Annotated in this window: 20 protein-coding genes; 12 read left to right on the top strand and 8 right to left on the bottom strand. The window is 63.9% G+C overall.

The window, feature by feature from the left end; translation table 11 throughout:
* Positions 1–25: 25 nt before the first annotated feature.
* A complete protein-coding gene (locus tag llg_RS04310) occupies positions 26–1,042 on the bottom strand; it encodes a hypothetical protein (RefSeq protein ID WP_338288300.1) in 1,017 nt (338 codons plus the stop codon).
* Positions 1,043–1,125: 83 nt separating this feature from the next.
* Between llg_RS04310 and rnhC the strand changes: the two genes are divergently transcribed.
* The 5 genes from rnhC to llg_RS04285 all read left to right on the top strand — a co-directional run bounded on the left by rnhC (position 1,126) and on the right by llg_RS04285 (position 4,544).
* Entirely contained in the window at positions 1,126–2,088 is a 963-nt protein-coding gene (gene rnhC, locus llg_RS04305; RefSeq protein WP_338288299.1) for a ribonuclease HIII, read from the top strand.
* A 75-nt stretch (positions 2,089–2,163) separates the two neighbouring features.
* Entirely contained in the window at positions 2,164–2,499 is a 336-nt protein-coding gene (locus llg_RS04300) for an HU family DNA-binding protein (protein ID WP_338288298.1), read from the top strand.
* A complete protein-coding gene (locus tag llg_RS04295) occupies positions 2,496–3,062 on the top strand; it encodes a septal ring lytic transglycosylase RlpA family protein (protein WP_338288297.1) in 567 nt (188 codons plus the stop codon). Before llg_RS04300 ends, llg_RS04295 begins: the two co-directional genes overlap by 4 nt.
* A gap of 6 nt (positions 3,063–3,068) precedes the next feature.
* Positions 3,069–3,455 (top strand): Dabb family protein, encoded by a 387-nt coding sequence (locus tag llg_RS04290; RefSeq protein WP_338288296.1) that lies wholly within the window; start codon positions 3,069–3,071, stop codon positions 3,453–3,455.
* Positions 3,456–3,908: 453 nt separating this feature from the next.
* A complete protein-coding gene (locus llg_RS04285; RefSeq protein WP_338288295.1) occupies positions 3,909–4,544 on the top strand; it encodes a hypothetical protein in 636 nt (211 codons plus the stop codon).
* A 74-nt stretch (positions 4,545–4,618) separates the two neighbouring features.
* Here the strand turns inward: llg_RS04285 and llg_RS04280 are convergent, their stop codons facing one another.
* Positions 4,619–5,176, bottom strand: a complete 558-nt coding sequence (locus llg_RS04280; protein ID WP_338288294.1) for a hypothetical protein — start codon at positions 5,174–5,176, stop codon at positions 4,619–4,621.
* 40 nt (positions 5,177–5,216) lie between these two features.
* On the opposite strand from llg_RS04280, the gene llg_RS04275 reads away from it, so the two are divergent.
* From llg_RS04275 to llg_RS04245, 7 genes are all read left to right on the top strand, one after another.
* On the top strand, positions 5,217–5,573 hold the full coding sequence (locus llg_RS04275) for a hypothetical protein (protein WP_338288293.1): 357 nt from the start codon (positions 5,217–5,219) through the stop codon (positions 5,571–5,573).
* Between the two features lie 101 nt (positions 5,574–5,674).
* Positions 5,675–6,631, top strand: a complete 957-nt coding sequence (locus llg_RS04270) for a homoserine kinase (RefSeq protein WP_338288292.1) — start codon at positions 5,675–5,677, stop codon at positions 6,629–6,631.
* 25 nt (positions 6,632–6,656) lie between these two features.
* Positions 6,657–7,952 (top strand): threonine synthase, encoded by a 1,296-nt coding sequence (gene thrC / locus llg_RS04265; protein ID WP_338288291.1) that lies wholly within the window; start codon positions 6,657–6,659, stop codon positions 7,950–7,952.
* Between the two features lie 286 nt (positions 7,953–8,238).
* The gene (locus llg_RS04260; RefSeq protein ID WP_338288290.1) at positions 8,239–9,063 is read left to right on the top strand and encodes a hypothetical protein; all 825 of its coding nucleotides are present in this window, start codon (positions 8,239–8,241) and stop codon (positions 9,061–9,063) included.
* Positions 9,064–9,281: 218 nt separating this feature from the next.
* Positions 9,282–10,058, top strand: a complete 777-nt coding sequence (locus llg_RS04255; protein WP_338288289.1) for a hypothetical protein — start codon at positions 9,282–9,284, stop codon at positions 10,056–10,058.
* A gap of 145 nt (positions 10,059–10,203) precedes the next feature.
* The gene (locus tag llg_RS04250; RefSeq protein WP_338288288.1) at positions 10,204–10,998 is read left to right on the top strand and encodes a hypothetical protein; all 795 of its coding nucleotides are present in this window, start codon (positions 10,204–10,206) and stop codon (positions 10,996–10,998) included.
* Positions 10,999–11,134: 136 nt separating this feature from the next.
* Complete coding sequence (locus llg_RS04245) at positions 11,135–11,698, top strand: hypothetical protein (RefSeq protein ID WP_338288287.1); 564 nt, start codon at positions 11,135–11,137, stop codon at positions 11,696–11,698.
* Between the two features lie 191 nt (positions 11,699–11,889).
* Here the strand turns inward: llg_RS04245 and typA are convergent, their stop codons facing one another.
* From typA to llg_RS04215, 6 genes are all read right to left on the bottom strand, one after another.
* The gene (gene typA, locus llg_RS04240) at positions 11,890–13,734 is read right to left on the bottom strand and encodes a translational GTPase TypA (RefSeq protein ID WP_338288286.1); all 1,845 of its coding nucleotides are present in this window, start codon (positions 13,732–13,734) and stop codon (positions 11,890–11,892) included.
* A gap of 360 nt (positions 13,735–14,094) precedes the next feature.
* Positions 14,095–15,435: a tetratricopeptide repeat protein gene (locus tag llg_RS04235; RefSeq protein WP_338288285.1), complete on the bottom strand. Its 1,341-nt coding sequence runs from the start codon at positions 15,433–15,435 to the stop codon at positions 14,095–14,097.
* A 121-nt stretch (positions 15,436–15,556) separates the two neighbouring features.
* Positions 15,557–15,661 carry an AURKAIP1/COX24 domain-containing protein gene (locus tag llg_RS04230; protein WP_200267957.1) on the bottom strand — a complete coding sequence of 35 codons (105 nt, stop codon included), beginning with the start codon at positions 15,659–15,661 and terminating at the stop codon, positions 15,557–15,559.
* Between the two features lie 40 nt (positions 15,662–15,701).
* Positions 15,702–16,586 (bottom strand): ATP phosphoribosyltransferase, encoded by an 885-nt coding sequence (gene hisG / locus llg_RS04225; protein WP_338288284.1) that lies wholly within the window; start codon positions 16,584–16,586, stop codon positions 15,702–15,704.
* 92 nt (positions 16,587–16,678) lie between these two features.
* Positions 16,679–17,575, bottom strand: a complete 897-nt coding sequence (locus tag llg_RS04220; protein ID WP_338288283.1) for a hypothetical protein — start codon at positions 17,573–17,575, stop codon at positions 16,679–16,681.
* 103 nt (positions 17,576–17,678) lie between these two features.
* Positions 17,679–18,713, bottom strand: coding sequence for a hypothetical protein (locus llg_RS04215; protein WP_338288282.1), 1,035 nt, complete (start codon positions 18,711–18,713; stop codon positions 17,679–17,681).
* Positions 18,714–18,732 lie beyond the last annotated feature (19 nt).

Raw genomic sequence — 18,732 nt, 5'->3', positions numbered from 1 at the left:
GGGATTTCGTGTTAGGGAGCAAAGTTCAATCTCCGCCCAGCAAGGCTTCCGCGGCCTTGCGATAGGGCGAGGGCATTGCCAGGGCGGCGATCGCCTCCTCCGCGTGCCAGGATTCGCCCTCGCGCGCGGGCACCGGGCCGGTGCCGTGGATGTGCATTGTCACATGGAAACGGGTGATGCCGTAGGTGCGGGTGGCGATTTCCGGCAGCACGGCGGTCTCCTCCGGCGTGCGTTCGGGGAGTTTCCACAGGCCCTGGCGGCGCTTGCCCTGCTCCTGGTGGAGGAGGATGCGGCCCTCACGGTCGCGGGCCCACAGCACGTGGGTGTGGACGCGCTCGGTCTTCGGCTTGGCGGTCTTCACCGGCAGCGCGGCAGGTTCAAGGGTCTTGCAGAAGGAGGCCACCGGGCAGGCGAGGCAATCGGGCACGCCGGGGCGGCAGTGGGTCTGCCCCAGCTCCATGATCGCGGAGTTGTAAATGCGCGGGCGGGTCGGGTCGGCGAGTTGGTCGGCCAGCTCCCACAGGTGTTTCAGGCCGGCCGGGGAATCGACGGTGCCGTGGTAATCCACCAGCCGCGACAGCACGCGGGCGACATTGCCATCCACCACCGCCGCGGGCTGGTCGTGGGCGAAGGCTCGCAGGGCGTTGGCGGTGTAGCGGCCGATGCCGGGCAGCTTCTGGAGCGCGTCCAGTTCGGCCGGGAAACCGCCCGCCGCGGTGACCGCCCGCGCCGTTTCCCGCAGCATCCGGGCCCGGCGGTAGTAGCCGAGGCCCTCCCACGCCTTGAGCAGCGGCTCGTCCTCCGCCACCGCCAGTGCCTGCGGGGTGGGAAACAGCGCGAGGAACCGGGTGTAGTAACCGCGGCCGAGCACGGTGGCGATCTGCGTCTGTTGGAGCATCACCTCCGAGATCAGGATCGCCCATGGATCGGTGGTGCGGCGCCACGGGTAGTCCTTGCCATTCTTCCCGAACCACTCCGCCAGCGCGTCGCGGAACGCCTGCGGTTCCTGCAGCGGGTCATGGGTGGCACGGGGCTTCAGCACGCGGCGACCATGGCGCGGAAATTCCGGATTTCGATGTCGTTTTCGGGTTTCGGTTTCCGATTTCCAACAGGCACACTCCCGCCATGGCACTCACCTCGTTCACCGCCCCGCTCACCGCCGCCCAGGCGAAGACCCTGCGCGAGGTGCTGGAGCGTCAGGGCTTCGATTTCGAACCGAAGCAGTACGCCCTCTACTCCGCACGGAAGGGGAAGCTGAACGTCACTGTCTATGAAAAGGGGCCGAAGGTGCTGGTGCAGGGCAAGGACACCGAGGACTTCATCAGCTTCACGCTGGAGCCGGAGGTGCTCGGCGAGGCGAAGCTCGGCTACGAGGAGGTGAACGATCCCGAGATGTTCCAGCCGCACTTCGGCATCGATGAAAGCGGGAAGGGCGACTTCTTCGGGCCGCTGGTGATCGCCGGCGTCTACACCGATGGCAGCGTGGTGCGGAAGCTGATGGAGGCCGGCATCATGGACTCGAAACGTATTTCCAGCGCCGCCAAGATCCGCAAGCTGGCGGAGGTCATCCGCAACACCCCCGGCTGCCAGTCCGAGGTCGTGGCCATCGGGCCGGAGAAATACAACGAGATGCACGCCTCGTTCGGGAATCTCAACCGCCTGCTGGCGTGGGGCCACGCGCGCGTGATCGAGCTGCTGCTGGCGAAGCGCCCGGATTGCCCGCGTGCGCTCAGCGACCAGTTCGCGCAGCCGCAGGTGCTCCAGCGCGCCCTCAAACAGAAGGGCCTCACCATCCAGCTCGACCAGCGGACCAAGGGCGAATCCGACATCGCCGTGGCGGCCGCCTCGATCCTCGCCCGCGAGCGTTTCGTGTCCTGGATGGACAAGACCTCCGAGGCCTGCGGGGTGACCCTGCCGCTCGGCGCGTCCGCCGCCGTGATCGCCGCCGGGAAGCAACTGGTGGCGGCCCGCGGCGAGTCCGCCCTGGGCAAGGCGGCCAAGCTTCATTTCCGGACTACCGGTGCCGTTCTCGGATTGTCAACGGCTTCTGAAGATGAATCTGCGGAAGGTGGCACGGAAACCGCATGATTTTTTCCGGTTTTTTTTAGCGGACAATCCGGCCCGCTCATGTAGTCCTCCCCCCGCAGCTTTCCTGACACACCCATGGCCACCATCACCAAGCGCGAACTCGTCATCAAGATCACGGACCAACTCGGCGAACGCGGCACCGAAGTGACCCAACAGGTCGTCTTCGACGTCGTCCAGTCGCTCATCGACGAGATCACGGAATGCCTCGCCCAGGGAGACACCGTCGTCATGCGCAATTTCGGCGCCTTCCAGGTGCGCGAGATGAAGGCCAAGATCGGCCGCAACCCGAAGAACCCGGACAAGGACGTCCCGATCCCCGCCCGTGCCGCGGTCAAGTTCAAGCCCGGCAAGGAAATGAAGGAGAAGGTCGCCGCGACCCTCCAGGTCATCCGCGAACGCGACAAGGCGTGAGCACCTCCCGGCAAGCCGATTCCACCTCCCGTCCCGATCCGCGGACGGGATGGCGGCTTGCCCCCCTCTTCCTCCTTCTGGCGCTGGCGGCCCTTTGTTTCCCGTCCTGCGCCTACCCCGGCGGTTACCGTGGCTATCAGACCCGCGGTTACACCACCCGCGGCGAGTATTACCAGCCGATGGGCGTCCAGGAGGCGCTCAACTATCAGGAAAGCGGCGTCGCGTCCTGGTACGACGAGTCCTCCTTCCTCGGTTTGAAGCGCGGCACCACCTCGCTCGGCGAGAAAGTGATGCCCTGGCACCTGATCGGGGCCCACAAGACGCTGCCGCTGCCGTGCATGGTCCGGGTCACGAACCTGGAGAACGGCCGCAAGGTGAAGCTCCGCATCAACGACCGCGGCCCGTTCATCGCCGGCCGCCTGTTGGACGTTTCGCCCCGCGCCGCCCGCAAGCTGGGCTTCCGCGAAAAGGGGCTCACCCGCGTCCACGTCGAGGTTCTCTCCGTCGGTGACGGGGCGTATGAAAGAAAACGCTCCCGCAAGTGGTTCTTCGGGTTACTCTAACACCCGATGAAAGCCCTCCTTGCTCTCGTTCCCGTCCTCGCCCTGGCCTCCTGCGCCACCAGCCCGCTCGCCCCGCCGGCCGCTCCGGGCACCGTCGACCACGTCGTCCTGATCTGGCTGAAGAAGCCCGGCAATGCGGCCGACAAGCAGGCCATCAGCGCCACCGCCGATGAGCTCCGCGCCATTCCCGGCATGAAGTTCTACGACAAGGGCACCGCCCTGCAGAGCGACCGCCCGGTGGTGGACGATTCCTTCGACTTCGCGCTGGTCTCCCGTTTCGAGTCCGCCGCCGCCCTCCAGGCCTACGAAACCCACCCGCTGCACCAGAAGAAGGTCGCCGAGGTGCTCAAGCCGCTGTCGAAGAAGATCGTGGTCTATGATGTGACGCGGTGAGCGCCAGGCCCCGAAGAGAGGATCACCTTGCCTCCGTCCGGGGAGGTCCGTTGAATTACCAAAAGCCGTCGGTGAGAACCGGCGGCTTTCGCATTTGAGGGGGCGCGGTCCGTCCTCAAACCGGGCTCCGATTGCCCCTTGGGGAAGGTGGCGCGAAATTTTTTTGTCAAACGGAGATCGTCGTCCGGGGTCGCCGTCCCGAGGTTGTCATGACACCGCTTTGGTGCATGTGCCGGACCTTGAATCTGTTAGATTGTTTGAAACAACTGCACTTGGATGGGGCTCTTTCCGCTCGCTACGTAAAACCACTTAATGTGTTGATTGTGAGTGCATAATGCAACCACATGTTTCCCATTGATCAATTGCACCTAACAGATAGAGCGGAGTGGCTGACACCTTGCCCCATGAGATGCGCCTCTCTTGTTAGAGCATCTCTGGAGATCCCTTGATCCCATGAAACATACACCCGCCATGGCGTGCGCCGCCGCCGCTGTTCTGCCCTTGATTGCCTGTTCCACCGCCTCCGGAGCGTCCTATTGGGTGGACGGGGTGCTGGACGCCCCTCCGACCTACCTGGGCAATCCCGATCCCGTCACCGACCAGACCAACTCCACCGGCTGGAGCGGTGTGGAGCTGGACGAGGGCCAGACCCTGACGTTGACCTGGAGCACCGCCTTCTTCGACGACGGCACCGGGCAGATCATCGTGAACTCCACCTTGCGGGTCTTCCCGGATCCCGCGGGATCCGGATTCGATGTCCGGCTCCTCCTGTCGGACGGTTCGTATACCGACACGCTGACTCTCGACGACGCCGGCGGCGTGAAAGTGCTCGATACCCAAGCGAAGAAATACGTCGCCCGGCAAACCTTCGACATCAACGACCTCTACACCGGGCCTCTGGCCATCAAGGGGATCGAGTTCACCAACCTCAACCCGTCCGACGTCGATGGTTCGACGGTGCACGACCCCTTTTCACTGCTGTCCGTCTACGCGACCGTCCCGGCGGAGCCGGTTCCGGAGCCGTCCGGCAGCCTCCTGGCTCTCGGTGGTGCCGCGTTGTTGCTGGGACGCCGCCGTAGGACCTGCTGAACGTTCCGCCCGTTTTCGAAGCCGCCGGTCCCTGCCGGCGGCTTGTTTGAAGTCCGATTGGCGGATAGTCCCGATTACTCCATGCCTAAGTTTTGGACTGCGGCCAGGAGATCGTCGTAGGCCGTTGGAGCGCCCTCCTTGCCGCACCAACGGCGGACTTCTTCGAAATCCACAGCGCCATCCTGACGGCTCGCGACCAAGGCCGCTTGATCCAGTCTGGAGCGTGACTTCCAATGAATCCACGCGGCGAGCCGGTCCTTCACGCAATCGGTTGGCGAGAGTAGCTTCAGCCGTTGGCCTTCCTTCTCCAGTTCCGCGGGTATCACGGGGTATTGCTCCCCCAGGGAGACCGGGCCGGGAGGAAACTCCAGATAAAGGTGGGCGCAGGATGGGTGGGACCAGTGTCTTCCGCTTGGCCGGAAGCCAAGGGGCTCCAGAACCTCCGCCACCGGTTTGAGGGGCCATCCTTCAAGGACTAGATCCACATCGCCGGATCGATAGAGCCCCTCGGAGTAAATGGCGACGACCGCTCCTCCCACCAAGACCGACTCGATACCTGCTTTGGAAAGATGCCAAGCGATGTAGCTCCAGAAGTCTTCCTCGTTGCAGCTTTTCCAATCGGGCTCAGTCATTTGACTTGAAAAATAAGTCATTTGATTTTATTTTCAAGTCATGAAGCGCGGTGTGCTGGGGGACCTGTTTGGAAGCGATGCGGCGGAGGCCGCATTGCTGCACCTCTATCACCACGGGGAAACCTATGGTCGGGCGGTGTCGTCTGACCTGGAGATCTCGCTGCTTTCGGTCCAGCGGCAGCTTGATAAATTCGAGCGTGTTGGAGTTTTGGTGTCCCGGGAGGTCGGGCGAACTCGGCTCTACCAATGGAATCCGAAGAGTATCGTCGCAAGACGGGTGAAGGATCTGGTGGAAACGATTTACGAGGGAATCCCGCTGGCTCAGCGGCAGCAGCAGTTTGCTCGCCGCCGCCTGCCTAGGACCAAGGGTAAACCCGTGTTACCTCCGCCGGCGTAGAGAGGAGCAATGGCCTCCCGCGGAACCTGAACATTTGTTCTAGAAACAGGTCAATTGCGGGGTTGGCCGGTGGGGGGGGGATGTGCACACTCCGCGCGCTCATGAGCTCTTCCCATGAAATCCGTGTTTTCGCCCCCGCCACGGTGGCGAACGTCGCCTGTGGCTACGACGTCCTTGGCTTCGCCATCGACGCCCCCGGTGACGAGGTGGTGGTCCGTTTCTGTGACAAACCCGGCCTGCACATCACCAAGATTACTGGGGACAACGGCAAGCTTCCGAAGAACCCGGCCCAGAACACCGCCGGCGTGGCCGCGCTCGACCTGCTCAAGCACCTCGGCATGACCGACCGCGGGATCGAGATGGAGATCCACAAGAAGATGCCCTTCGGCTCCGGCCTGGGTTCCTCCGCCGCCTCCGCCGTGGCCGGTGCCTACGCCGTGAACAAGCTCATCGGCGAACCCCTTTCCAAGAAGCAGCTCCTGCCCTTCGCGATGGCCGGTGAAGCCTCCGCCGACGGCGCGTGGCACGCCGACAACGTCGGTCCCTGCCTGCTCGGCGGCATCGTTTTCATCCGCTCGAACGACGAGCTGGACGTCGCCCAGATCGCCCCGCCGAAGAACCTGTGGGCCGCCGTGGTCCACCCGGACATCGAGATTCTCACCAAGGTGGCTCGCGAGATCCTGCCGAAGGAAATCCCGCTGGAAAACGCCACCCAGCAGATCGGCAACCTCGGCGGCCTGCTCTGCGGCCTGATTCAGGAGGACTACGGTCTCATCGCCCGCTCGATCCACGATGTGATCGCCGAGCCGCGCCGCCAGAAGCTGATCCCGGATTTCTACAAGGCGAAGCGCGCCGCCATGGGCGCGGGAGCCCTCGGGTTCTCGATCTCCGGTGCCGGTCCGTCCGTCTTCGCGCTGTGCGAGGGCAAGGAAAGCGCCCGCAAGGTGGTGGACGCGATCTCGAAGGTGTTCTCGGCCGTGCCGCTCGGCAACCAGTGCTACATCTCGAAGATCAACCCGCACGGGGTCCACGTGATCTCCGAAACGCCCGCGCAGTAACGCAGCCCCAGCCCCCGAGGACGACGTGCTCTACCACTCCACCAACCGCCAGATCGCTCCCGTTGACCTGAAGGAGGCGATCCTCCGCTCGCTGCCCGCGGACAACGGTCTCTACATGCCCGAGACCCTGCCGGTGCTGCCGGCGGAGTTCTGGCAGATCTGGCGCCACCTCAGCATCCAGGAGATCGGTTTCGCCATCGCCGAGGCCTTCTTCGGCGAGGATGTCCCGGCGTCCGCGCTGCGGGAGATTGTCGAGGGCACGCTGTCCTTCGAGGCTCCGGTGGTGGGCATCGCTCCCGGCGACCACATCCTCGAGCTCTTCCACGGCCCCACGCTTGCCTTCAAGGATTTCGGCGCGCGCTTCATGGCTCGCCTGATGGCGTGGCTGGTCCGCGGTGACAACCGCGAGCTGACCGTGCTGGTCGCCACCTCCGGTGACACCGGCGGCGCGGTGGCCTCCGCCTTCCACCGTGTGCCCGGCACCCGCGTGGTCATCCTCTATCCGAAGGGCAAGGTTTCCGGCCTCCAGGAAAAGCAGCTCACCACCCTCGGCGACAACATCACCGCGCTGGAAATCGACGGCACCTTCGATGACTGCCAGCGCCTGGTGAAGTCCGCCTTCCTCGACCGCGGGCTGGCCGAATCGCTGAACCTCACCTCCGCGAACTCGATCAACCTCGCGCGCCTGGTGCCGCAGAGTTTCTACTACTTCGAGGCCGCCCGTTCCCTGCCCGAGGGCGTGAAGCCGGTGTTCGTGGTGCCGTCCGGAAACTTCGGCAACCTCACCGCCGGCCTGCTGGCCGTGCAGCTCGGCCTGCCGGTCGAGCACTTCGTCGCCGCCACCAACGCGAACGACGTGGTGCCACAGTATCTGAAGAGCGGCGATTACCAGCCGCGTCCGAGCGTCGCCACCATCTCGAACGCGATGGACGTCGGCGCGCCTTCCAATTTCGCCCGCATGCACGCCCTCTTCGGCGGCTCGTGGGACGCGATGCGCGGCAAGATCACTGGTTTCTCGTTCACCGACGAGCAGACCCGCGCCGCGATGCGCACGGTGAAGTCCACGCTCGGCTACGATCTCGATCCGCACGCCGCCGTCGGCTGGTTGGCCGCCCAGAAATGGCGCGCCGCGCACCCCGGCTGCGCCACCATCACCCTCGGCACCGCCCATCCGGCGAAGTTCCTCGACGTGATGGAAGAGGAGCTGGGCAAGGACGCCGTCGAGATCCCCGAACGCCTCGCCATCCTCGCCGACCGCGAGAAGGTCGCCATCCCGATGGCCGCCGATGAAGAGGCCTTCAAGGCCTGGCTGAAAAGGTAGCGCAAGCATTCCTTGCGAGCGGGAACGCTCCGCGATCAGGCAAGGGCATGAATCGGATCATGCCGGTGGTTGGTGAATCCACCGGCGATGAGCCTCGCATGCTCACAAGCAGGAATGCGTGTGCGACGTCCCGCTGCCGCGTGAAGGCGGCGTGAAGAATTCGAGAATGGCCTGACGCTTCTTCCATGTCGCGCCGGATGGGGTTACCCTGTCCGAATCCATGGACTCGGAAACGTTGCCCCAGCCGCCACCTGGAGTTCCCGCGCCTCCGCCGGGAGAGGCGGCCATGCGTTCCAAGCGCTGGATGGCAGGCATCGTCGTGGTTGGTCTGGTGGCGATCGCCATCCTGTTGGTCGCGCCCCTGTTCGTCACCCGTTGTTCAGGGTGTGGATCCTACACTCAAGCCATGAGCAATGCTCGCCAGATCGGGCTCGCGCTGTTCGATTTTGACAGTGACTACAGCAGCTTCCCGAATCCGGATACGGCCATCATCGTCCGGGATGCCACCCACACGACTTTGGATTTGAGCGATGGGACTTCGAATGGAGTGTTCCGCCAGTTGATCGCGGCAGGCATCGTTTCCAGTGAAGAAATCTTCTACACGAAGTGCCATGGCTCGGTGAAACCCGATAATCGGCTTGGGGCCGGCGCGCTCGCCCGGGGGGAATGCGGGTTCGCCTATATCGTCTCAAAGCCAAACACCGTGACCGGCCCCTCCAATCCGCCTCTCGTGGTCGCGCCGTTGATTCCCGGAACGCTCAAGTTCGATCCGGTGCCCTTCGACGGGAAAGCGGTGATCCTCCGGATCGACAATACCGCCATGAACGGGACCATCCAGCCGGACGGAACGGTGCGTGATGGTGGAAAGGACATCTTCGATCCCTCGCAACCATATTGGAACGGCACGCCGCCGGAGGTGAAGTGGGCGGACCTGCCGGTGCCGCCTCTGCCATCAGCTCCACCTGATGATCCGATTGAACGGGTGATGCTCGCGATCATCTGCTTGGTGTTCTCAGGCTTGGGCGTGGTTTTCGTGTGGAAGCGGTGGTTGCGGAACCGCGATGGCGGGAGAACTGAAGTGCCTTCGAGATCTCCCGTGAAGCCGCTGTGAAGAATTCGAGAGGGGGCGATCGCTTCTTTCGTGGCTATGGGAACCGCCGTAAGCTGCCGGAATCCATGGAAACGGAAATGCTGCCGCAACCTCCACCCGGAGCTCCCACACCACCTCTCAATGAGGCGGCGTTGGCGTCCCGGACCCGGATGCAGTGGATCGTCTTGCTTGGTCTTGGATCGATCCTTCTTCTCGTCTTCGGGGGGCTTTTGAGCCCCATGGTGAAGCGGTCCCACCATCGGCCTCCGATTGTCTCGGCTCTCAGCAATGCCCGTCAAATCGGTCTGGCGCTCTTCGATTTCGACAGTGATTACAGCGGATTCCCGGATGCGAGGACCGCTGCCATTCTCCGGGAAACGACGCACACCACGCTGGATCTCGACGATCCGACTTCGAACGGGGTGTTCCGCCAACTGATCGCGGCTGGCATCCTCTCCAGCGAGGAGATCTTCCAGGCGCAATGCCACGGATCGGTGAGGCCCGACAATCGGCTTGGTGCGGGAGCGCTTGCACGGGGCGAGTGTGGATTCGCCTTCATCGTTGGCGGCACCAACTCGAGCACCGGGCATTCGAACCGTCCGCTGGTCGTCGCCCCGCTCATCCCCGGTACCATGAAGTTCGATCCCGAGCCTTTCGAAGGTCAGGCCGTCATCCTGCGCTTGGACAACTCGGCGGTCTCCGTGCCCATCGGCCGCGACGGTGTCGTCCGCATCGACGGCAAGGACCTGTTCGATCCCTCGCAGCCTTATTGGGAGGGAAGCGGACCGGTGGTGAAATGGCCGGACTTGCCTCGGGCCACGTGGTGGCAGCGGCATGCCACGGCCTGTGTGATCGGCGCGGTGGTGGCGTTCATCGTGGGCATGTTCGCGGGCTTGTCGATGTGGGGCAGGCATCTGGCGAAAAAGGCCTGCCGTCCATCCGATCCCGCTGATGTCGGGTATCCAACGCGGTGGAACTCTCGTCTGGCACGGAGCTCGTCCATGAAGGAGGAGTGAAGAATAGGAGAACGGCTGTTCACTTCTTCCGTGGGCCGCCCAGCCGGATTACACTTTCCAAATGGACCTGGAAATCCTGCCTCAACCTCCGCCCGGTATTCCAGCTCCTCCCGCCGGACCCGAAGCGCGGCGTTCGAGAAGCTGGATGAAAGCCATCGTTTGGATGGGGGTGGGGTCGATGGTGATGATCTTATTGGCCGGGCTCTGCGCACCCTTCGTGCTAAGAAGCACCAAGAGGCCTGCCAGCACGCAGGCGTTGAGCAACGCCCGGCAGATCGGGCTCGCATTGTTCGACTTCGAATCGGACTACGGAAGGTTTCCCGATGCCGCGACTGCTGCCGCCGTGAAGAGCGCGACCGGCACGACGTGGGATCTCAAGGATGGAACCTCGAACGAGTTGTTCAGGCAGCTCATCGCCACCGGGATCGTGACCTCCGAGGAGATCTTCTACGCGAAAGTTTACGGAGCCCGGAAGCCGGACAACGTGATCTCCAACGAAGCAAAGACACTTGCCCGCGGGGAGTGCGGGTTTGCCTATGTCGCCTTGAAATCGGGTGCCTTGAGCGGTCCGTCCATTCGACCGCTTGTGGTCGCGCCGTTGATTCCGGGAACGCTCAAGTTCGATCCGGTGCCCTTTGAAGGAAAAGCGGTGATCCTTCGGGGCGACAATAGGGCCGTATCAATGGCCATTCATCCGGATGGCACGGTGCGTGATGGTGGGAAAGACATCTTCGATCCCTCGCAGCCATATTGGAAAGGTTTGTCCCCGGATGTGAAATGGGCGGATCTGCCAGCGCGACCTTTGGCCCCCTACACTCCAGCGAATTGGTGGGTGGGAGGAGCGGTCGGAATCGTGGTGATGGCTCTGGTGGTAGCCATTGTCAGGGGGAGGTGGCAGTTGAGAAAGAGATCGCCGATGGATGCCTTCAGGAACGCGTGACCGAGCCATGCTGACGATTTCTCCATCCAGCTTCACGCCGCAGGAGGTGCGGCGGAACCAACGGTATCCAGCCAGATGCTCGTTGTTGATGTTGTTGCCATTCGTGATCCTTATCCTGGTGTCCATACCTGAGCGCATGAGACGCGCGCGGGCCTGGGATTGCGAAGAGTCCCTGTCGCGAGGTCGCCAGATCTGGCTCGCGCTGGAAGAGTTCAAGAAGACCTACGGTCGCTATCCGGATGCCTCGACAGCGGCGATGGTGAAAGCGCGGGCCGACAGCGCTTGGGAGCTCAAAACCGATACGTCCAACGACGTGTTCCGCCAGCTCATCGCCGCGGGCTTGATCGACTCCGAATGGATCTTCCAGGCCGAAGGCAAAGGGATGAGCAAGCCGGATGGAAACATGTCCACCGAGGCGGAGGCGCTGAAGCGGGGTGAGTGCGGTTTCGCCTACGTCGATGGGGCTTCCTTCGACGGTAATGAAAAGCGGCCGCTTGCCGTGGCTCCTCTCATTCCCGGCACGCATCGGTTTGATCCCACCGTGTGGGATGGAAAGGCGGTGGTGGTGAGGGCGGACGGCAGCGTGGTGCTCTATCGTCTCGGCGCGGATGGCGGATGCATCGCGCCGGGAGGAAGGGATCTATTCGATCCGATCTTTTGGGGTGGAGTGGCCCCGCGCGTGTATTGGCAGGATAAGTAGCACAAGCATTCCTTGCTGCTTGTGAGCGGGAGCAGCGGATCGCGATGAAGACTTCCAAATGATCTGCACGGATGCTTTGCGGATCTTCTCCTTGGCGGAGCGGCCACACTCACAAGCAGGAATGCTTGTGCTACAAAAAAGGCGGACCGTTGCCGGTCCGCCTTTAGGATGAAGTGGTCGTGCGACGACGATCAGCCGCGGTTCGAGCGGTCCTCGTAGCCCGGGCCCTTGGCAGCGCGCTTGCGGGCGTTGGCGTCGAGGATGCGCTTGCGCAGGCGGATGTTCTGCGGGGTGGCTTCCACCAGCTCGTCGGAGTCGATGTATTCGATCGCGCGCTCAAGCGAGAAGCGGACGGCCGGGGTCAGCTTGGAGGTCTTGTCCTTGCCGGAGGAGCGCATGTTGTCGAGGTGCTTTTCCTTCACCGGGTTCACGGGAAGGTCGCCGACGCGCGGGTTTTCACCCACGAGCATGCCGCCGTAGACCGCATCGCCGGGGGCGACGAAGAGGACGCCGCGCTCTTCAAGCATCTGCAGGGAGTAGGGGGTCGCGGCACCGGAGTCCATCGAGACCAGCGTGCCGGTCGTGCGGTTCTGGATATCACCGGCGTGCGGCGCGTATTCCTTGAAGAGGTGGGACATGATGCCGTGACCGGAGGTCAGGTTCACCAGTTCGGTTTCGAAGCCGATCAGACCGCGGGTCGGGATGGTGGCCTGGATGAACACGCGGCCGGAGGCCTCGGTGTCCATGTGCTCCATCATGCCCTTGCGGTTCATGAGGATCTTCAGGATGCCCTGGGTGTAGTCGCCCGGGGCTTCCACGTAGAGGGTTTCGAACGGCTCGAGGAGCTTGCCGGCGTCATCGCGGCGGAAGATCACCACCGGGCGGGAGACGAGCACCTCGAAGCCCTCGCGGCGCATCTGCTCGACGAGGACGGCGATCTGCATCGAGCCACGGGCGGAGACGTTGAAGACGCCGGAGACGTCCGTGTCTTCCACGGTGATGGAGATGTTCGTCTTCAGCTCGCGCATGAGGCGGTCGCGGATGGCGCGGGAGGTCACGTGCTTGCCTTCCTTGCCGGCGAGCGGGCCGTCGTTGATGGAGAACTGCATCGACACGGTCGGCGGGTCGATGGCGACGAACGGCAGGGGCTCGATGTCCGCGCTGCCGGCGATGGTTTCACCGATCTCGATGTTCTCGATGCCGGCGGCGACACCGACGATGCCGCCCGCACCGCAGCCTTCGGAGTCGGTGGTGGCGAGGCCGGAGTAGGTGAAGGTCTTCATGACCTTCGACTGGACCTTGGTGCCGTCCTGGCGGAGCAGCCAGACGGTGTCACCCTTGGTGACGCTGCCGCCGAGGACCTTGCCGATGGCGACACGGCCGACGTAGTCGTCCCACTCGATGTTGGAAACGAGCATGAGGAACGGAGCTTCCGGGTCCGCCTTCGGGGCCGGGATGTGCTCAACGATCTTCTTGAGAAGCGGGATGCAATCCTTCCGCTCGTCATCCGGATGATCCATGAAGTAGCCGTCGCGGGCGGAGCCGTAACAGAAGGGAGCATTGAACTGCTCTTCATCGGCATCGAGGTCGAGGAAGAGTTCGAGCACCTGGTCGTGCACCTTGAGCGGGGTAGCCAGCGGGCGGTCGATCTTGTTGACGACGACGATCGGCTTGAGGCCTTCCTGCATCGCCTTGCGGAGCACGAAGCGGGTTTGGGCCTGCGGGCCGCCGGAGGCGTCCACCACGAGCAGCACGCCGTCCACCATTTTCATCACGCGCTCCACTTCCGCGCCGAAGTCGGCGTGGCCCGGGGTGTCCACGATGTTGATCGTGTAGCCTTCCCAGTGGATGGAGGTGTTCTTGGCCTTGATGGTGATGCCCTTTTCACGCTCGAGGTCCATGGAGTCCATGGCGCGAACCTGCGTCGCCTGGTTTTCACGGTAGGTGCCGCCGGCTTGGAGAAGCTGGTCGACGAGGGTGGTTTTGCCGTGGTCAACGTGGGCGATGATGGCGAGGTTGCGGATCTTGAGCGACATAAGCGGGTTACGGTGGCGGTGCGGGCGGGGCGCTATGCCCGGTTTTCAGCGATCTGGCAAGGGAAACGGCGCGAATCGGCTGCAAGAATCCTGCCAAGTGCTGCAACCACGCCATTTTCCTCAGGTGAAATGTTCGTCGCGAAGGAGTAGAGCCTTCAGGCGAGGAGGGTCTTCCGGGAGGCGGGGCCTGGAAGTTTGCGGGTTGGCAGTGTTCAGTTTTCAGGAAGAGAAGACGGCTGCTTCGGAATCGATTCCCCAGCCTCAAGCTCTTCCCTCTTGCGATTTTTGCGCTTCTTTGCGGCTAAAATCTCTCTCTCCTCCGCCTCCCGGAAGACCTTCCTCGCCTAAAGGCTCGACTCCTTACTTCGGATCCAGCGTGTCGGCGCGCTGGCGCAGCGAGCGGGCGGCGTCGGCGTTCTTGTTCTGGGATTCCCAGAGGCCGGCGAGCTTCCGCAGGGTGGCGGCGGTTTCCTTTTTCGCCTCGGGCGGGAACGAGCGGATCGCCTTGCGCAGGCGGTCCTCGGCGGCGGAGATGCGCTTTTCATCGAGCAGCGCGTCCGCGGACTCGGAGAGGAAGGCGGGGTCCGGAGTGGCGCCGGTGGGGATCAGCGATTCCGCCTCGCGGAACAGCCGGGAGGCCCGGGGGCGGGTTTCCGGATCGCGGCGGGTGGCGATGGCCAGCTTCGCGGCGATCTCGGGATTGGCGGGGTGGTCGTAGGCGGCCTTTTCCAGCAGGATACGGGCGGTCTTCGGTTGATCCGCGGCCAGCCATTCATCGGCCAGCGAAAGGAAGGCCGCCGGATCGCCGCCACGGATGCGCAGCACCTCGTCGGCGTGTTCGAGGGCGGGCTTCGCCTGGTTGTGCTGGCGGTAGAATTTCGCCAGCGCGTCGTGGGCGATCGCGCGGCGTGGATCGATGGCGATCACCTCGTTCAACGCGGCCTCCCCGGCGGCGTCCTGGTTGGTGGCGAAAAGGAGGATGCCGAGGCGGGTGCGCAGGTCGAGGTCGGCGGGGGCGGCCTCGGCGTGCTGGCGGAGGATGGCAATCGCCACGTCCATCTGGTTGTTCTTCCGGAAATGGTCGGACGCGGCGCGGGCGAGCCCGGAGTGGGCGGGGAACGCGGCGGCGGATTCCTGGAAGAGCTTGGCGAGGCGTTCGCTGGCGGCCGCGTCATTGGCGGCGAAGAGGACGTTCGACCAGCGTTCCGCCATCAACATCGCGGCGGGATTGAGCGGGGTCTGGCCCACCAGTCGCTCGAAGAGTTGCTTCGAGCGCTCGGTTTCGCCCCGCGCCTGGCTGCTGCGGAACAGGCGGTCGAGAATGGCGGGATTCGCCGGGAAGCGCTTGAGGGCCATTTCCAGCGCCTCGCTGGCGAGCTTTTCGGCCAAGCCGTCGCCGCGGCCCTCGTTGCGCAGGAAATCCGAGTAGGCGAGCTGGTTGTCGAGCCGCTCCGGAGTGGCGGCGGCGAGTTCGCGGTAGAGGGTTACGGCCTTCGCGAGCTCGCCTTCCGCCAACAGGCGGGCGGCGGCGCGGTGGACCAGCGGGGCCGCGGTGGGATCGGCCTTGCGAGCGGTTTCGAAACGGGCGAGCGCCTCCTCCTGCTTGCCGCGGGATTGGTCCAGCAGTCCTTTCGCGAATTCCAGCCGGGGATTGTCCTGGGCCAGCGCGGGCAGGGTGGTGAGGAGAAGCAGCAGGCGCACGGGTGGACCATGCACGGCGTGTGGCGGATTTCCAAGATGAATGCCACCCGCCGTACGCAAGTAAAGGGACCCGGCCGAAACCGGATCCCTTTGCTCAAAACGTTACCTGAAGAAGGCCGCGTTAGGACTTGTAACGCAGGCGCTTCTTGTGGCGGTTCTGCTTCATGCGCTTCTTGCGCTTGTGCTTGTTGATCTTGGTCTTACGACGTTTCTTGATGGAGCCCATGGCCTTCTTCTGGTTGGGGTTGGATGTTCAGTGAAAGGGATTAAGGAACGATCTTGTTGAGCGGATACTCGATGATCCCTTCCGCGCCGAGGCGCTTGAGGGCCGGGATAATGTCCCGAACAACGGTTTCGTCAATGATCGTCTCCACCGCGACCCAGCCTTCTTCAGCGAGTTGCGAGATCGTCGGGCGGCGGAGGGAGGGGAGGAGCTTCAGCAGCTCCTCAAGCTGCGACTGCGGGAGATTCATTTTCAGGCCGACCTTGCCGCGGGCGCCGAGGGCGGCCTTCAGCAGCAGGGCGATCTGTTCCATCTTCTCGCGCTTCCACTCGTCCGCAGCGGCGGCCGGGCTGGCGTAGAAGTGCGGGAAGGAGGTCAGCAGGGTGTCGACGATGCGCAGGCGGTTCGCCTTGATCGAGGAGCCGGTTTCGGTGACGTCCACGATGGCGTCCACCAGATCGGGGACCTTCACCTCGGTGGCACCCCAGGAGAATTCGACGTCGGCCTTGATGCCGCGCTCGTCCAGGTAGCGCTGGGTGATGCCCACGCCTTCGGTGGCGATGCGCTTGCCTTCGAGATCTTCCGGTTTCTGGATCGGCGAGTCTTCCGGGACCACCAGCACCCACTTCGTCGGGCGGACGGTGGCGCGGGAGTAAGGGAGCTCGGCGAGGTCGACGAGCTCGACGCCGTTCTCATAGGCCCAGTCGTAGCCGGTGATGCCGCAGTCGATGAAGCCCTGACCGATGTAGCGGCCGACTTCCTGGGCGCGGATCAGGTAAACGTCCAGCTCCGGGTCGTTCGAGGCCGGGCGCAGGCCGCGGGAGGACACGTAGATTTCGAAACCGGCCTTCGAAAGCAATTCGATGGTCGGCCCTTCGAGGCTCCCTTTCGGGATGGCGATCTTGAGGGTTCGGGTGTCTTCCGGCATGGCGCGGGGGGGCGCTGATAATGGCTGGCCACCCCGGAATCAAGGGGAAGTTTTTTAAAAACCCGTCACGCGCCCCGCCGCGGGCGATCTCCTCATTCGTCCGAAAGGAGCCACCGGAACGCCTTTTCCTGCACGGACGGGGGTGGAACCTGGTGGCCGCCCTCGAACGCATGGACGCTGACCTTGCAGTCCGCTTTCTGGAGGCGGGCGGTGTCCGGCTCCAGCCACATGCCGGCGGGATCGTTGATGCCGTTGACCATGGCCACCCGCATTTTAGGATAGGGGAGGTCGTAATACTTGTCCCCGCCCAGCCAGCCGCAGTTCGAATAAATGCCGGCCCACGGACGGGAAATCTGAGCGGAATAGTGGAATGCCCGCCAGGAGCCGCCCGAGCAACCGCCCATGAACATCCGCTTCGGGTCGTGGGGCACGGCGGCCTCGATCTGGGGCAGCATTTCCGTGAAGCGTTCCAGCAGTTCCGCTTCCCGCTCCGGGTTGTCCCCGGTGTTCCGGAAAATCTCGCACGACACCAGGGTCATGCCGGTGGCCTTGGCTGCCTCCACGTAGCGGTAGATCTCCCGGTGGCCGATGCCGTTCGGGTGGAAGAGGATCAGCATCGGGCGGGTGGAATCGGGTGCGTTTTCCGCCAGGGGTGGCTGGTAGACGGAATAGCCGGTCGTGAATTTCCCGGTGGCGGTATGGCGGGTGAGGCTGCCGCCGAACTGGGTCAGCTTGGCTTCCAGTTCCTCGCCCGCCTCGATCCATTCCAGCAGCCAGGCGCGGTCGAGTGCGGAAAGGGCGTCCTGATCGAGGTGGATGACCGTGTCATCCTTGAAACGCAGGGTGACCACCTTCCGATCTTCGTCGTAGTCGGTCATTTCGGCCTGTCGGGTTTCGCCGTTGGCCAGTTTCCACTCCCGCTGGTTCGGGTTTCCCCGGGCGAGAGGCAGGCACGCTAGCAGGCAGAGAAAAAGGGGACGGAGTTTCATGGGGATGGGTGCGGAAGTTGGGCGAAAATGAGTCATCTCCGTCCACCTGTCCATCGAATGGACGTGTTATATCATTGCAGGCAAGGGAAGGCCGGTGGGGCGCTTATTCAGGGCGCGTTTCCTCCCCGAGTTTCTTCGGCTCCTTCGCGCCCTTTTCGATCTGCCAGAATACCTTGTGGTCCGCGCGGAAGGCGATCTTCCAGGTGCCGTCCGGGCCATTCCAGACGCAGAGGCCGTCCACGGCCTCGATGGTGTCGGAGGGCTTGTCCTCGCCGTCGATAGGGAGAAGCACCGCCTTGGTCTGGGAGAGTTGCTCGCGCTGGATTTTCCATGCCTCCACGAGATCCGGGTGCTCCGCCTCCGGTGGCTTTTTCTCCAGCGGCACGGACACGAGCGATCCCATGTGGCGACCGCCGAGCGCGGCCCACACCGTGTCTCCGGCGATGACCACTTCCCGCACGCCCATGCCGCCGCCATTGGCGCCATCGGTATTGAGCATCCCGAGCGGGGCGCTGCGATGGCCCCAGAGGGTGCCGGAGCGGAAATCGACGTCCTCTTCCGCTTCCAGGCCGCCTTCCCATAGGTCGTGGTCGCCACCGAAAACCATCCGGCCGTTCGAAAATACCGGGCAGGCGGTGATGCGCTCCAAGCGGCGGACGAAGACCGGCTTGAAGGCCTTTGCGCCCGGCTTCAGACCGAAGAGGCTGGCGTTTTCGTCCACGTCCTTCGGCTTGGGCTTCGCGGAATCCAGCGCGTACCAGCCGCTGATCAGGAGTGTTCCCGCCACGCCCTCTCCTTCTGCCCGGCTGAGGCCGAAGACTTGGAAGGAGCCGGGTAGGGGTGCGAGCGCCTTCGGGGCGGCCTTGGCGTCGGCGGGATTCCATTGCCACAGCTTGCCGCCGGCGGTGACCAGCAGGCCTTGGGGATCGGTCAGGAGTTGGGAGGCATCGTCGCCGAAAGGCTTCGGCAGCGGGATCTGCTTCGGCGTGGCGTTTCCGGCCTCGAAGGCGAGCAGCTTGTCACCCTCGCGGGACAGGGCGAAGAGCGTTTTCCCGTCGGAGGAAAACGCGGCCTCGGCCGCGGAGGCGGATTGGGCGAGACTGATCAGGCCGAGGGCGAGGACGGGCAGGGCACGCATGGAGCCCTTCTAACATGCG

The sequence above is a fragment of the Luteolibacter sp. LG18 genome, assembly GCF_036322585.1.
Classification (GTDB): domain Bacteria; phylum Verrucomicrobiota; class Verrucomicrobiia; order Verrucomicrobiales; family Akkermansiaceae; genus Luteolibacter.
This window is presented reverse-complemented; position numbering and strand designations above follow the sequence as displayed.